Origin of the sequence: uncultured Dysgonomonas sp., from assembly GCF_900079725.1 — a bacterium.
In the GTDB taxonomy this organism is placed as follows: domain Bacteria; phylum Bacteroidota; class Bacteroidia; order Bacteroidales; family Dysgonomonadaceae; genus Dysgonomonas.
This window is the reverse complement of the sequence record NZ_LT599032.1, coordinates 4,495,977-4,511,279: the sequence shown is the minus strand read 5'-3', so window position 1 is coordinate 4,511,279 and position 15,303 is coordinate 4,495,977. Positions and strand designations below refer to the sequence as shown.

The following is a 15,303-nucleotide window of genomic DNA, read 5'->3' as shown; positions in this document are numbered from 1 at the left end:
AAAAAGCGAACAGATAATAATTATCTCTTAAATCCCCGGACTTATTAACACCATGTTCAAAACTTAACTCGTCTTTGAACGTTATTTCTGTTATCTTTGAATAAAAAATTGAAGAGGTAAAACTAAAATGGCTGACGCAAATAACAAGAATCAGGGGAGACGAAAACCAAAAGAAACGAATTTATTACCTGACATAGGCAAAGTACAGCCTCAGGCGAGGGAACTGGAAGAAGCCATACTCGGAGCTCTAATGCTTGAGAAAGATGCATATTCGCTTGTTAGTGACATCTTAAAACCGGATAGCTTCTACGACACTATTCATCAGATAATATACAGAGCAATAGTTGACTTGGCTGTCCGTCAGGCACCTATCGATATGCTCACTGTTGTGGAACAACTAAAAAAAGACGGTGAACTGGAAACGGTTGGCGGACCGGTCTATATAGCCCAACTGACCGAGAAAGTAGCATCGGCTGCACACATCGAGTTCCATGCGCGTATCATTGCCCAAAAATATCTGGCAAGAGAGCTTATTTCCTTTTCATCCACGATCACCAATAAAGCTTTCGATGAAACATCCGATGTAGACGACCTGATGCAGGAAGCCGAAAGCAAGCTTTTCGAAATCTCTCAGGGTAATGTAAAGAAAGACGTAACCCAGATCAATCCCGTAATAAAAGAAGCTTTAAACCTGCTTGAAATAGCGGCTAACCGTCCCGAGGGACTTAGTGGCCTGCAAACCGGATTCACCCCTCTGGATAAAATAACATCGGGATGGCAGAATTCCGACCTTGTTATCATAGCTGCCCGTCCAGCAATGGGTAAAACTGCATTCGTGTTGTCTATGGCAAAAAACATGGCGGTAAGCTATGGCTATCCTGTGGCTTTGTTCTCTCTTGAAATGTCAAATGTACAGTTGGTTAACCGTCTGATCGTAAACACCTGCGAAATTCCAGGTGAGAAGATAAAGAACGGTCAGCTGCTGCCTTACGAATGGGAACAACTCGACTTTAAGATAAAAGAGTTATACGATGCTCCTTTATACATTGATGACACACCCAGCTTATCCGTATTTGAATTAAGGACAAAAGCCCGCCGTCTGGTTCGCGAACACGGTATTAAGATGATCATCATCGACTACCTTCAGTTGATGAATGCCAGCGGTATGAATTATGGAAGCCGTGAGCAGGAAGTGAGTATGATTTCCCGTTCATTGAAAGGACTGGCTAAAGAACTAAATATTCCCATCATTGCCCTGTCGCAGCTCAACCGTGGTGTGGAAGGCCGTGCGGGAGCAGAAGGGAAGCGACCACAATTGTCCGACCTCCGTGAATCGGGAGCCATAGAGCAGGATGCCGATATGGTTTGCTTTATTCACCGTCCAGAGTATTATAAAATACTGGAAGATGACAAAGGAAATTCACTTATTGGTCTGGCCGAGATTATCATAGCCAAACACCGTAATGGGGCAACCGGTGATGTATTGCTACGCTTTAAGAGTGAATTTGCCCGCTTCCAGAATGTTGACGATGACTACAATTTCGGTGCAGGGCAGAATTTCTCTTCTAAAATCAACACCGACGCTTCGGCTCCAAGTTCGGGTCAGGACTTTCAGCCAATGCAAGGTGCAGGAAATGATTTCGTGCCATTCTGATAAGTCTTCTATTATATAAAGTAACAAAAGTAACAGTTATCTATATTATTCGTAACTGTTACTTTTTTTTTGAATCCCTATACCAGTTAAGCACAAAAGAGAAAAAGTAACAAAGGTAACAGAAATATCAGTTAACAGTCAACAGTTATCAGTTAACAACTTGTATATCGTGTCTTGTCTACTCGTATCTCATATAACTTTCAACTTATTACTCAAGACTTACTACTTATTAAAAGGTAACAAAGGTAACAACCTTTTCAGCTTTTTATTTTGCACCATTCTTACTCCTTTTCCCTTTCAGACGTCAGGGAGCGTATTCAATCTTTCAAAGAACTATAAGCTAACAACTAAAGGCCATCAGCTATACACATAGATAAACTTTAAAGGATCTTATAATAAAAAAAGAGGTTAGCCAATTAAACTAACCTCTTCTCATATATTTAGAAATGTTCTACGTTTTATTTAGCTTCTTTTAGCTGAGCTTCTTTCTTCTTCCCTTCTTTCTTGAATATACCCCAGGCAATAGGAGTTGCTACGAATACAGAAGAATAAGTACCGATCACAATACCGATAAATATAGCAAATGTAAAGCTACGGATAGTATCACCACCTAAAAGGAAGATACAGAACACAACCAACATCGTACTTATTGAGGTATTCAATGTACGTCCTAATGTAGAGTTCAGCGCTTCATTAATAGTTTCGGTGATATTACGTTTCGGATACATATTCCTGATTTCGCGGATACGGTCAAAGATCACAACCTTGTCATTGATAGAGTAACCTACCACTGTCAGTACAGCTGCAATAAACGACTGGTCTATCTCCATAGAGAACGGCATTATCTTATACAACAGTGAGTAAAGGAAGATAACCATCACGGCATCATGCGCCACAGCTATCAGCGTACCCAAAGAGAAGGCAATGTCGCGGAAACGCAATAAGATATACAGAGCCATACAGACTACAGCAATCAATACTGCTATAGTAGCCGCCGTTTTCAGGTCATCAGCCACACTAGGGCCTACACGCTGAGAACTTTGAACAAAGTCATCTATAGTTTTTCCATCAGTAAGGAATCCGGCTGCTGTAAGAGCATGAGTCATTTTTGCCCTTATCTCATCTTCAACCTCATCTGTAGCCTCTTCGATCTTATAGTTTGTAGTAATACGGACCTGACTTGTAGTAGATGACTGACTTGCAGAACCACTGGTAAGTACAAGTACAGTAGAACCTTCAAATTCGGGAACCAACACTTTTTCGATAGCATCGGCATTTACATTCTTATCGAAACGAACCAGATAGTTACGTCCTCCTGTAAAGTCAATACCGCCATTCAAACCGTTAATGAATAGAGAGCCTACACCTGCTACTAATAATACAGCTGATAAGATCACGATTTTCTTAGTCATACCCAAGAAATTGATTTTTGTATCAACAAACAATTTCCGTGAGATAGCAGTAGTGAATGTCTGATTTCTGAAATGACCCTTATCAAGCATATATTCATAGAATATACGTGTAAGGAATACATTGGTGATGAATGATGCAACGATACCGATAATCAATGTAGTTGCAAAACCCTGTATCGGACCTGTACCGAAATACGCTAATATAATAGCAGTAATTACCTGTGATGCGTGTCCGTCGAAAATAGCGGAGAATGCATGTCTGTAACCATCTACTACGGCTACTTTCGTATTCTTTCCGGCTCTTAATTCTTCTTTTGTTCGCTCATAAACCAATACATTAGCATCGACCGCAAGAGCGAGCGAGAGCACAAGTCCCGTTATACCCGGCAGGGTCATTACCGCCCCAAAGGCCGCCAATATACCAATTGTAAAGAACAGATTGACAAGAACAGCCGCATTGGCAATCAAGCCCGGGATCAAACCGTAAACCAAGCAGATGTATGCCATAAGAAGCACCAATGCTAGTACGAAAGATATAACTCCGGCTTTAATAGCTTCCTGACCCAACGAAGGACCTACAATATCTTCCTGTACAATGTGTACTCCGGCTTTCATCTTACCCGATTTCAGCACGTTCTCTAAGTCTTTTGCATCTTCCGGTGTAAAGTTTCCTGTGATTTGAGACTGTCCACCTTCGATCTTGTCATTTACATTAGGCGCTGAATATACAGAACCGTCGAGTACGATAGCTATACTTCTGCCTTTCTCTGCTCCGGTAATAGTAGCCCAACGTTGTGTACCTACAGAATTCATCTGCATACTTACTTCCCACGTTGCACCATGTTGAGACTGGTCAGCCTTTGCTGAAATAACCACATCCCCGTCCAATGCCGGGCCTTTTTTAAGACCGTCGCCACGCAAAGCATATAATGTAATCTGAGTTTCTCTTATATCTTCAGCCTTGAAGCCCCAGGCAAATCTCAGGTCAGGAGGATATGCGTCCTGGAATCTTCTAAGGATTGCATTAACGGCTGCTGTGTCGTTTTTATGAACAATACCGACAATAGCTCCCATACCACCACTGATAAAATTCTCAATAAATGGTTTGGTGAATCCTAAGTTTCCAACTTCCTGAACTTTCAAAGAATCGTTTACAGCAGTTGTATCTGTTGCACCCTGAACGTTCTGAGCAGCTAATGCTTCTCTCGAACGTTCTGTCAGGGCACTTATATATCCCTGTATTTCGTTCAGATTATATGTTTTCCAAAATTCAAGATTTGCACTACCCTGCAATAGTTTTCTTACACGGTCCGGTTCCTTGATACCCGGAAGCTCTATCATAATACGCTCTGCACGGTTGTCCAATTTTTGAATATTAGGAGCAACAACCCCGAAACGGTCGATACGTGTACGAAGTACGTTAAACGAGTTATCGGCTACACTCTGAAGTTCTGTTCTCAGTGCAGAAATAACTTTATCATCCTTGTCTTGAGGTCCTACCTGATCTCTAAGTTTAGTACTAAATACGCCGGCTAGTTTATCATTGCCATTCGCTGCTTTAAACTTATCGACAAAGAGAGTGATATAGTCACGGTTGCTACCTTTTTTATTTTCAGCAGAAGCTTCAGTCAAAGCAGTATTAAACGCTTCGTTCTCAGGGTCACCCAATGAACGGAGTACAGCTGCTGCATCTACTTCTACGATAACACTCATACCACCTTTCAGGTCAAGTCCCAGCCCGATTTCTTTTTCGCGACATTGTTTAAGGGTATAACCCATATCGTCGGTACCAAAGGTTAACCAAACTCTTTCAGTCGACATTGAATCAAGATAGTGAGTGTATTGTTTGTTGTACAACTCGTCTTGCAGTAGTTGATCACCTTTAGCATTCGCGACTGCGTAGGCTGTGGCAAATTCATCCGCTTTATTATCATAACTTTTGGTTACGAATGTAAAAGACAGGTAAAATAAGCACACCAACGTAAGGAGAATGGAAAATGTGATTACAAATCCTTTGTTTTGCATTTTAGATTTTACTTTTTGTTATTTACTTATATTATTTCTATTTCATTCAAACTAAATAAAATACGCATATATCCAGAGTCCTCTTCCTTCGAAACGAGGCCAAGCTTAGACATATACACACTTTCAGGCGTGCAAATATAATCTTTTATTCTTTACATATCATAATAATATATAAGAAAATGTGCCGATTAATTAATGTGCCAACATGCCGATATACTAATATGTCAATAATCGAAAACATTGGCACATTGGCATATCATCACATTAAATCATTGCTTCCTTATCTCTGCTCTCTTTATCTTTCCGCTGATCGTTTTCGGCAGTTCGTCAACAAATTCGATAATGCGGGGATATTTATATGGAGCAGTAACCTGCTTCACATGATTCTGAATCTCATGCTTCAGATGATCATCCGCTTTATCTCTATAATCCTGCGCCAACACAATAGTAGCTTTTACTACCTGCCCTCTGACGTCGTCGGGCACACCTGTAATGGCACATTCCACAACGGCAGGGTGCGTCATCAGAGCGCTTTCTACTTCAAATGGTCCTATGCGATAACCGGAGCTTTTGATAACATCGTCGCTACGGCCTACGAACCAGTAATATCCATCCTCGTCACGCCAGGCCATATCGCCTGTATGGTAAACATCATCATAATACACCTGCCTGGTAAGAGCTTGGTCACGATAATATCCCATAAACAAGCCCAAAGGTTTCCATCTATCGGTTTTAATCACCACCTCTCCTACTTCTCCATCTTCGACGGAACGTCCGTCTGCGGCGATAAGGTCCATATCATAAGCCGGATTAGGCACTCCCATCGCACCGGGTTTCGGCTCCATCCATGGGAAAGTGATTATGGTAGGGGTAGTTTCTGTCTGGCCGAATGCTTCCATCATTTTAATACCTGCACCTTCGAGGAATGCATTGTATACCGAAGGGTTCAATGCTTCTCCTGCAGTAGTGGCATACCGAAGTGAAGACAGGTCGAAATGAGACAAATCTTCCCTTATCATAAATCTGAATACGGTAGGCGGAGCACAAAACGAAGTCACTTTATAATCCTGTATCATATGCAGCATAGCCTGCGGGGTAAACTTCTCGTGGTCATACACCATCACGGCAGCACCAGCAATCCATTGCCCGTACAATTTCCCCCAGACAGCTTTAGCCCAACCGGTATCGGCTACAGTAAGATGCAGACTATTCTCATTCAGATTATGCCAGTATTTTGCTGTCACAATATGCCCGAGTGGATATATAAAGTTATGGATTACCATTTTCGGCTCACCGGTCGTCCCCGATGTAAAATATAATAAAGAGATATCTTCATTCGTATTCACAAGCTCTGGCCTTACAAATGACTTTGCATCTCTTAAGCCCTGATGGAAATCGAGCCAGCCCGCCGGTATGTTTTCACCACAGGCAATCCGAAATTTTACTGTTGGAGAATTAGCCATCGCATCATTTACATGCTGAACAACCACATCATCGTCCACTGCTATAATCGCCTTTATATCGGCTGCATTATTACGGTAAATGAAATCCTTCTTCGTCAGCAGATGTGTAGCCGGAATAGCCACTGCTCCTATTTTGTGAAGGGCAATAACAGCAAACCAGAATTCGTAACGACGTTTCAACACGAGCATTACCATATCTCCTTTACCAATCCCTAACGATTGAAAATAGGACGCGGCACGATCGCTCTGCTCTTTAATATCCGCAAATGTAAAATCGATATGTTCCCCCTGGTCATTCACCCAGCAGATAGCCCTTTTGGTGGGATCTGTCTTTGCCCACTCATCTACGACATCATATCCGAAATTGAAATTCTCAGGTATCTGAACATGGTAATTCTCTGCAAAATCCTGAGTTGAAGCAAAATGAGTTTGTTTTAAAAATCGTTCTAACATGAGCGTGTTAGTTATATTAGGTTATATATACAAATAATGATATCTATAGAACAACAACTATAAATCTGACTTTCTTTCCATCAAGCGCCTTCATTCCGTGCGGCAGGCTGGAGTCGAAATAAATACTGTCCCCTTCTTCCATTATCAGGTCCTTTCCATTTATCTGCAAAAGCATACGCCCTTCCAACACCATATTAAATTCTTGTCCGGTGTGTATGCTATGATGAATTTCTACATCATCGGCTTTAGGTTCTACTGTTACTTCAAAGACTTCAGCCTTCCGGTTATTAAATCCCCCGGCCAGCGTCTGGTAATTATAAGCCTCCACCCTATTCACAGCCAACCCTTTTCCCTTACGTGTAAGAAAATAACTACTCATGCGGGGCTCGTCGGCAAACATCAACACCGACACATCTACATTATGGGCAGACGCGATGCCTTTCAGCACACTGATAGTTAAGTCTTTTTCACCCGACTCGTATTTAATATACTCTTCTAAAGGAATATTACAAGAAGCGGCAAATTGCTCCTGTGTCATATCCAAAGCCTCACGCAAACCTTTGAGACGTTGACCTATTTCTTTAATATCTATATTCATAAAACTTTTAAGGTCGCAGACCTGTTTATTGCTTCAACAAGTAGCCAAAGCATGTTACAATTAAAAACATATTATTAAATCCTTTCAGTTATTCACTTTAAGGTTCGAAGAATTCAAAACTTATTGTTCTTTAGTATCCGATTCGGCAGATGTCTCTCTCTTTGGCTGAACAGTTACCAATTGCAGCATTGCTTTTGGTATCGGGCTTTTAAATTCCAACACCTCACCTGTAACCGGATGCTTCAGTACCAGTTCGCGTACATGAAGGGCAATACGCTTAATCGGATTATTCGATGCACCGTATTTTTTATCTCCCACTACAGAATGGCCGATTGTCTGCATATGTATACGCAATTGGTTTTTACGCTTGGTTTCTAGATCAAAATCAAGCAACGAATAGCGTCCTGTCGACTTAATCACTTTATAATGTGTGACTGATTTCAATCCGCCATTGTCGCTAGATGACGACATCATCACATAATTTTTATTCTCGGTAAGCCACGAAGTCACTGTTCCCTCTTTTTGTTCCGGTCTTCCGTCCACAACCGCAGTATAAATATATTCCTTTACAAGATTGTTCCAGTTTTTCTGAAATATTTCCTGAAGCTCTGCGCTTCTGGCAAATACCATCAACCCGGAAGCCTCCCTGTCGAGACGCTGAAGAACAAACACCCGATCAGCCTTATTCTTTCCTTTTTTCTTCACATATTCGTTCAGTGCCCCGTAAACGGTACGCAACTTCTCTTTATCAGTGGATACGGACAAAAACCCCGCTTCTTTATCTATAACGATGATCTCATCATCTTCAAATACAATTTTCAGGCCTTTTAGCTTCTTTTCTTTTCGCGATTGGTCAAACTTCATTACCGAAACCTTATCTCCGGACTTGAGTTCATGATCGAATTGGGTGACAAGCTTGCCATTTACCTTTATTTGCTTGTGCGCCAGCAGTGATTTTATAGCATTACGACTCTTACGAACTTGCTGATCTATCAGAAACTCTAACAATTCGCATGGTTGCGATGCTTTCAGTTCTTGCAGCGGAATATCTCTTCTTGAAGTATTTCTCATTTAGTAATAAAATGTAATATATGGGGCAAAGGTAAGTGTTTTATAATTTTTTAGTAGCTTTAATGTGTATTAAATAATAATAAAATTGAATCATTGCACTGAACAGCAACAATTCACCCTCCTATACCAAGACCAACCTGGCATTGAAGTAAACCGCAAATAACAATACTTGTAATATGTATGGTAGTATTTTATAAGACACCGGTTTTAATGCTGTACTTTTTTATTTTAATCTATTTTGCCATATCATATTCTATTTTTTACTAATTTTGCAGGCTGAAATTTAACCGCTTATTTTAACTATTAAATATTGAAAATGAAAGCATTTGTATTTCCGGGGCAAGGAGCTCAATTTGTAGGAATGGGAAAAGATTTGTACGAAACATCTCCAGTTGCTAAAGAAATGTTTGAAAAAGCAAACGAAATACTGGGATTCCGTATCACAGATCTGATGTTTGCAGGCACAGACGAAGATCTTCGTCAGACAAAAGTAACCCAACCGGCCATCTTCCTTCATTCTGTAATATTAGCTAAAACAATGGGGGCTGACTTTGCACCCGATATGGTTGCAGGCCATTCCTTAGGCGAATTTTCCGCATTGGTTTCTGCGAACGCATTATCATTTGAAGATGGACTGAAACTCGTATATAAACGTGCGCTTGCTATGCAGAAAGCATGCGAACTGAATCCTTCAACAATGGCTGCCGTACTGGGATTACCCGATGCTAAAGTTGAAGAAATATGCGCATCTATTACCGATGAGGTAGTGGTACCGGCAAACTATAACTGCCCGGGACAAATTGTTATATCCGGCTCAAATGCAGGTATAGAAAAAGCATGCGAATTATTACTTGCTGCAGGTGCAAAACGTGCACTGAAGCTAAAAGTAGGTGGAGCATTCCATTCTCCGCTCATGGAACCGGCTAAAGTAGAATTATCGGAAGCTATCGATACTACAACGATAAGCAAACCATCATGTCCTGTATATCAGAATGTATCTACCACAGGTGAAACCGACCCTGCTACAATAAAAGCAAACCTTATTGCTCAGTTAACTGCTCCTGTAAAATGGACTCAGTCTGTAGAGCATATGGTAGCTGACGGAGCAACAGAATTTATCGAACTAGGACCGGGCAATGTACTGCAGGGACTGGTGAAGAAAATCGCTTCGGATGTAGCAACCAGCGGCAAACAATAAGCGCACAAAAGTGAAAAGTGAAGAATGAAAAACGGAACACAGAGCATATTTTTTACTCTCGTCTCCGTTGATTTTCAATCCATTTTTAGTTCTTCACTTTTCACTTATCACTCATAATTGAAATAATATGGCATTCTTTTCAGGAAACAAGCAAGCTGATGACCAGGATGAAACTGCAAAAAACATTTTCATGTTTGAATTGGTGCAGAAAAACATCCTAATAACCGGTTCTAACGGGCAGTTAGGAAATGAAATCAGGCGCATAGCCTCACTTCATGAGAACAATTTCCATTTCTTTTTTACCGATGTTGCAGAGCTCGACATTACAGATTTGCAAGCCATAGAAGACTTTATAAGAGAAAACAATATTAAATATATTGTCAATTGCGCTGCTTATACTGCCGTAGATAAGGCTGAAGATGATGTAGAATTATGCTACAAAATCAATCGGGATGCCGCTGCAAACCTGGGAATTGCCGCTGCGAATAACGGAGCCAAGATAATCCATATATCTACCGATTATGTATATGATGGCACTGCTTCAAAGCCTTATACAGAGACGGATACAGTGAACCCGCAATCGGTATACGGAAAATCGAAACAAGAAGGGGAAGCTGCCCTGATAAAAGCATGTCCTGACAGTATTATCATCCGTACTGCTTGGTTGTATTCTATATTTGGAAACAACTTTGTGAAAACGATGATAAAATACGGAAAAGAACGGGATACGCTCAATGTAGTTGCCGACCAAAAGGGAACACCGACCAACGCAGCCGATCTGGCCAATGCAATCGTAAAAATACTGGACTATAGCGAGGCCAACAGCTTCAAACCCGGTATCTATCACTATTCTAATGAGGGCATTACTACCTGGTATGATTTTACATTAGCCATACACAAAGATGCCGGAATAACAAACTGCAAGGTAAATCCAATTACCACAGATCAATATCCGACTAAAGCAACAAGGCCAAAATACAGTGTACTGGATAAAACGAAGATTAAAACCACATTCAATATCACGATTCCCGAATGGGAAAATAGTTTAAACATTTGTGTCAAAGAATTGTTATCTATATAGTAATAATAATTCACATTACACATCTACCATAACCAAAATGAAAAAGATTTATCTTTTTGGGCTTATATTTACGGTTATCTCTGTTTCTTGTCAGAAAAAGCAAATAAACTTATATGAAACACAACTTAACCCGCTAAAAGTCGATCTGGCCGACATCTCTTTAAACAGCAGTTCCAGCACCATCGACTTAACTAAAATACAAAGGCTTACACCTGAACAATACACCAGCCTGCAACTCGAAAAAGTAAAAGGACTGGAAGGATACGAGCTCAGTGACCTCTGTCTCGGGCAGACTCTGCTGGAGAATAAAAATGGAAAAATCATTACAATACAAGTAGTTACGGACGGAGAAATTACAGAATACCTTCTCAGTTATGACAAAAGCGGTAATCTGATAGACAACCTGATAGTCGCTTATGAAGATATGGTCGAATATTACAGTGAAGTCTCATCTAAAATAAAATCGAACGAGATAATCGTTCAAACCATCAACTACACCTACGATGAAATTAACAGCGATTCGGGAGGTACAGCCGATACTGCAATAACGAAATATCAGATAAGCCCCGAATTTAAGTTTATCTCCAATTAGGACATACAACCGGGCTCTGAGATTATATGTCAGGCTAGAAATAATATAGCAGAAATTATTGCTAAATAAATAACTCCAATGCGAAGATAATAGACCATTGTCTTCGCTTTTTTTATTACTTTTGCACCTTACAAGTAAAAAGAAAATATTTAATGTTGCATAAATAAAACATAGCGCATATTCGTTTTATGTTTAATGGGCAACAAACAGGTCTGAGACCTTGATATTATTAAGTAAAGTAATCGATGAGCGAACTGGAAAAAGAAATTCATAAAAGACGAACATTTGCCATTATCAGTCACCCCGATGCAGGAAAGACTACCCTTACCGAAAAATTATTATTATTCGGGGGTGCTATCCATGTAGCGGGTGCCGTAAAATCAAACAAAATAAAGAAAACCGCCACCTCGGACTGGATGGAAATAGAGAAACAGCGTGGTATCTCTGTTGCTACATCGGTTATGGGATTCGAATACGACGGTTATAAAATAAACATCCTGGATACCCCCGGCCACCAGGATTTTGCAGAAGACACTTATCGTACACTCACTGCGGTTGACAGTGTTATTATTGTGGTAGACTCCGCCAAAGGTGTGGAAGCACAGACCCGCAAGCTAATGGAAGTCTGCCGTATGCGCCATACTCCGGTGATGATATTTGTAAACAAAATGGACCGGGAAGGACGCGACCCTTTCGAACTGCTCGATGAGCTGGAAGAGGAACTAAAAATCGGAGTACGCCCCCTAAGCTGGCCAATAGACAGCGGGCAACGATTCAAAGGTGTTTACAATATCTATCAGGAGAAATTAGACCTGTATACACCCAGCAAGCAGACAGTAACCGAATCGATCGGGTTCAAAGATATAAACAGTCCTGATCTGGAAAAACATATCGGAGACCCGCTTGCAGCGAAACTAAGAGAAGATATAGAACTTATAGACGGAGTATATCCGGAGCTGGATATGAATACATACCTGAAAGGTCAGATAGCCCCCGTATTCTTTGGTTCGGCTTTAAATAATTTCGGAGTAAAAGAACTACTGGATTGCTTTGTAAAAATAGCGCCGTCTCCACGCCCGATAGAAGCTATAGAGCGTGAAGTAAACCCGGAAGAGAATGCTTTCACCGGATTCATATTTAAGATACATGCAAACATGGACCCTAATCACCGGTCGTGTATTGCATTCGTGAAAATCTGCTCCGGCAAATTCGAACGAAATGTAAACTACAAGCATATCCGGCTAAACAGGCAACTGAAATTCTCCTCTCCTACTGCCTTCATGGCTCAGAAAAAAGAGACTGTAGACGAAGCATACGCAGGTGATATTATAGGACTTCCCGATACCGGTAACTTCAAAATCGGCGATACTCTTACTTCAGGAGAAGACCTGCATTTCAAAGGATTACCAAGCTTCTCCCCTGAAATGTTTAAGTACATTGAGAATGCCGATCCGATGAAGTCGAAACAATTGCAAAAAGGTATAGACCAGTTAATGGACGAAGGTGTTGCCCAGTTATTTACGAACCAGTTCAACGGGCGTAAGATTATAGGTACAGTAGGGCAACTCCAGTTTGAAGTTATTCAATACCGCCTGTTGCATGAATACGGAGCCCAGTGTCGCTGGGAATCCCTCAATTTATATAAAGCATGTTGGATAGAAAGTGAAAACAAGCAGCAATTAGATGATTTTAAAAAACGCAAAGCGCAATACATGGCTGTAGATAAAGAAGGGCGGGACGTATTCCTTGCCGACTCTAACTATGTGCTAATGATGGCTCAGCAAGACTTTAAAGACATCAAATTCCATTTCACATCGGAATTTTAAGAATAAACGGGTCTGCAACCTCACTTTCTTTTATTTAAAAGATATGACAAAAATAAAAATGGTTATAAATGCAGAGTACAGGCAATTAGAAGACTTCATAGAAGGCCTTCCCCTTGCATTCCTGCAATCCGGAGAAGTTATTTATTCGGGTCGTAATATAATCAAGACCTTTGATGTAGAAGGGGTGAAACTGAATGTAAAGTCTTTCAAAAAGCCACTATTTATAAACCAGATAGCATATTCGACTATCAGGCAATCGAAGGCAAAGCGCTCATACTTATATGCATTTATGCTAAAAAGAAGAGGATTCCACACACCCGATCCGGTATCTTATATGGAACTCAAACAATATAATCTGCTAAAATACAGTTTATATATATCAGTACATGAAGAGTTTGATGGAATGATGCGTGAATTGCAACATGGAGAAATAAAAGGACGCGAAGAGTTATTGACTCAATTTGCTTTATATACGGCCCAGTTACACGAAAAGCAAGTATTACATTTAGATTATTCTTCGGGAAATATCCTCTATAAAAAGGACGGGAATACCTATACTTTCTATTTAGTGGATCTGAACAGAATGAAATTTGATAAACCTATAAATCTCGATACCGCCTGCTTTAATTTCAGACGCCTATGGGGAAGTGATGAAATGATAAGCTTCATAGTAAAAGAATACGCCAAAGCCCGCAACTTTGATGAAGCAACCTGCTTAAGGAAAACATTTGAATATCGTAAAAAATTTTGGGATACTTATACTAAGCAACATCCTGAGACAAAACCATACCTCGGTTAACTATAAATGCCTGATATTATGAGAATTGGATTTGACGCCAAGCGAGCTGTTTCTAATTTTACCGGATTAGGAAATTACAGCAGATTTGTAATCTCCAACCTGATGGAATATTACCCCAATAATATTTATAAACTTTTCATCCCCAAACTTCATGATGAGAGTAAGATTAATGATACACATCAAGATGAAACTGTTTATTCATTAAAACATACCCATAAACCATTCTGGCGTACGATGGGAATTGTCAAAGATATTAAGAGAGAACATATTGATATATATCATGGGCTAAGTAATGAGTTGCCATTCAGAATAAACAGAACCGGAGTAAAAAGTATTGTTACAATACATGATCTTATATTTCTGAGATACCCTGAATTCTATTCTCTGGTCGACAGAACAATTTACAATGTTAAGGCCAAATATGCATGCAAGGTGGCAGACAAGGTCATAGCTGTCAGCGAATGCACTAAAAGAGATATTATCAAATTCTATGGCATAGAGCCATCGAAAATAGAAGTTGTTTATCAAGGTTGCTTCCCTGTATTCAGAGAGCAGGCTGATAATATGAAAAAGGAAGAAGTAAAAACCAAATATAATCTTCCTTCTGAATTTCTTCTGTCTATCGGCAGTATAGAAGAGCGTAAGAATATCCTGCTGATAGTAAAAGCACTGAAAGAGGTACCCGATATTCATTTTATAGCTATAGGCAAGCAAAAAGAATATGCTCAAACTGTATTAAATTATGCTGCTGAACACGGATTATCGGATCGTGTACACCTTATCAGCAATGTACCATTGACTGACCTGCCGGCAATATTGCAATCTGCCCGTATATTTATATATCCCTCTTTATACGAAGGCTTTGGAATACCAATCATAGAGGCTCAAAGTTCAGGTGTACCTGTAATTGGAGCAACCGGCTCATGTCTTGAAGAGTCCGGTGGTCCACATTCGGTATACGTAGATCCTTGTAATGAAAATGAGCTGGCATATCAAATCAAAAGATTGCTCAATGATGAAGATGCGTGTAAGCAAATGGTAACGGATGGACTGGAATATGTGAAAAGATTCTCCGATAAAGATTGTACGTCAGCCCTGATGAAAGTTTATGAAATGCTTCATCCTTAAGTA

General features: G+C 40.2%; 11 protein-coding genes. 7 read left to right on the top strand and 4 right to left on the bottom strand.

All coding sequences use genetic code 11. The features are described from left to right. Positions 1-127: 127 nt before the first annotated feature. Entirely contained in the window at positions 128-1,654 is a 1,527-nt protein-coding gene (gene dnaB, locus QZL88_RS18565; RefSeq protein ID WP_194223168.1) for a replicative DNA helicase, read from the top strand. A gap of 458 nt (positions 1,655-2,112) precedes the next feature. Here dnaB and secDF read toward each other — a convergent pair whose 3' ends face one another. The 4 genes from secDF to QZL88_RS18545 form a co-directional block, all read right to left on the bottom strand. Then, positions 2,113-5,091 carry a protein translocase subunit SecDF gene (gene secDF / locus QZL88_RS18560; RefSeq protein ID WP_296943795.1) on the bottom strand — a complete coding sequence of 993 codons (2,979 nt, stop codon included), beginning with the start codon at positions 5,089-5,091 and terminating at the stop codon, positions 2,113-2,115. A gap of 269 nt (positions 5,092-5,360) precedes the next feature. Continuing rightward, positions 5,361-7,007 carry an AMP-binding protein gene (locus QZL88_RS18555; RefSeq protein ID WP_296943793.1) on the bottom strand — a complete coding sequence of 549 codons (1,647 nt, stop codon included), beginning with the start codon at positions 7,005-7,007 and terminating at the stop codon, positions 5,361-5,363. Between the two features lie 43 nt (positions 7,008-7,050). After that, on the bottom strand, positions 7,051-7,605 hold the full coding sequence (locus tag QZL88_RS18550; RefSeq protein WP_296943790.1) for an XRE family transcriptional regulator: 555 nt from the start codon (positions 7,603-7,605) through the stop codon (positions 7,051-7,053). A 120-nt stretch (positions 7,606-7,725) separates the two neighbouring features. Next, positions 7,726-8,676 carry an RluA family pseudouridine synthase gene (locus QZL88_RS18545; RefSeq protein WP_296943788.1) on the bottom strand — a complete coding sequence of 317 codons (951 nt, stop codon included), beginning with the start codon at positions 8,674-8,676 and terminating at the stop codon, positions 7,726-7,728. Between the two features lie 316 nt (positions 8,677-8,992). Here QZL88_RS18545 and fabD point away from each other — a divergent pair, with 316 nt between their 5' ends. The 6 genes from fabD (at position 8,993) to QZL88_RS18515 (ending at position 15,300) form a co-directional block, all read left to right on the top strand. Further along, the gene (gene fabD / locus QZL88_RS18540; protein ID WP_006797705.1) at positions 8,993-9,874 is read left to right on the top strand and encodes an ACP S-malonyltransferase; all 882 of its coding nucleotides are present in this window, start codon (positions 8,993-8,995) and stop codon (positions 9,872-9,874) included. 190 nt (positions 9,875-10,064) lie between these two features. Beyond that, a complete protein-coding gene (gene rfbD / locus QZL88_RS18535) occupies positions 10,065-10,955 on the top strand; it encodes a dTDP-4-dehydrorhamnose reductase (protein WP_296945138.1) in 891 nt (296 codons plus the stop codon). 37 nt (positions 10,956-10,992) lie between these two features. Beyond that, positions 10,993-11,547 carry a hypothetical protein gene (locus QZL88_RS18530; protein WP_296943785.1) on the top strand — a complete coding sequence of 185 codons (555 nt, stop codon included), beginning with the start codon at positions 10,993-10,995 and terminating at the stop codon, positions 11,545-11,547. Between the two features lie 245 nt (positions 11,548-11,792). Then, a complete protein-coding gene (locus QZL88_RS18525) occupies positions 11,793-13,373 on the top strand; it encodes a peptide chain release factor 3 (protein WP_296943782.1) in 1,581 nt (526 codons plus the stop codon). A 43-nt stretch (positions 13,374-13,416) separates the two neighbouring features. Continuing rightward, positions 13,417-14,172 carry a lipopolysaccharide kinase InaA family protein gene (locus QZL88_RS18520; protein ID WP_296943780.1) on the top strand — a complete coding sequence of 252 codons (756 nt, stop codon included), beginning with the start codon at positions 13,417-13,419 and terminating at the stop codon, positions 14,170-14,172. An 18-nt stretch (positions 14,173-14,190) separates the two neighbouring features. Further along, positions 14,191-15,300, top strand: a complete 1,110-nt coding sequence (locus QZL88_RS18515) for a glycosyltransferase family 1 protein (RefSeq protein ID WP_296943777.1) — start codon at positions 14,191-14,193, stop codon at positions 15,298-15,300. The last annotated feature ends 3 nt before the right edge of the window (positions 15,301-15,303 follow it).

What these genes read in the sequence shown, in the direction of transcription:
- dnaB (WP_194223168.1), top strand. Translation starts at nt 128, where the DNA reads ATGGCTGACGCAAATAACAAGAATCAGGGGAGACGAAAACCAAAAGAA.
- fabD (WP_006797705.1), top strand. Translation starts at nt 8,993, where the DNA reads ATGAAAGCATTTGTATTTCCGGGGCAAGGAGCTCAATTTGTAGGAATG.
- QZL88_RS18520 (WP_296943780.1), top strand. Translation starts at nt 13,417, where the DNA reads ATGACAAAAATAAAAATGGTTATAAATGCAGAGTACAGGCAATTAGAA.
- QZL88_RS18530 (WP_296943785.1), top strand. Translation starts at nt 10,993, where the DNA reads ATGAAAAAGATTTATCTTTTTGGGCTTATATTTACGGTTATCTCTGTT.
- QZL88_RS18550 (WP_296943790.1), bottom strand. Translation starts at nt 7,605, where the DNA reads ATGAATATAGATATTAAAGAAATAGGTCAACGTCTCAAAGGTTTGCGT.
- QZL88_RS18545 (WP_296943788.1), bottom strand. Translation starts at nt 8,676, where the DNA reads ATGAGAAATACTTCAAGAAGAGATATTCCGCTGCAAGAACTGAAAGCA.
- secDF (WP_296943795.1), bottom strand. Translation starts at nt 5,091, where the DNA reads ATGCAAAACAAAGGATTTGTAATCACATTTTCCATTCTCCTTACGTTG.
- rfbD (WP_296945138.1), top strand. Translation starts at nt 10,065, where the DNA reads ATGTTTGAATTGGTGCAGAAAAACATCCTAATAACCGGTTCTAACGGG.
- QZL88_RS18555 (WP_296943793.1), bottom strand. Translation starts at nt 7,007, where the DNA reads ATGTTAGAACGATTTTTAAAACAAACTCATTTTGCTTCAACTCAGGAT.
- QZL88_RS18525 (WP_296943782.1), top strand. Translation starts at nt 11,793, where the DNA reads ATGAGCGAACTGGAAAAAGAAATTCATAAAAGACGAACATTTGCCATT.
- QZL88_RS18515 (WP_296943777.1), top strand. Translation starts at nt 14,191, where the DNA reads ATGAGAATTGGATTTGACGCCAAGCGAGCTGTTTCTAATTTTACCGGA.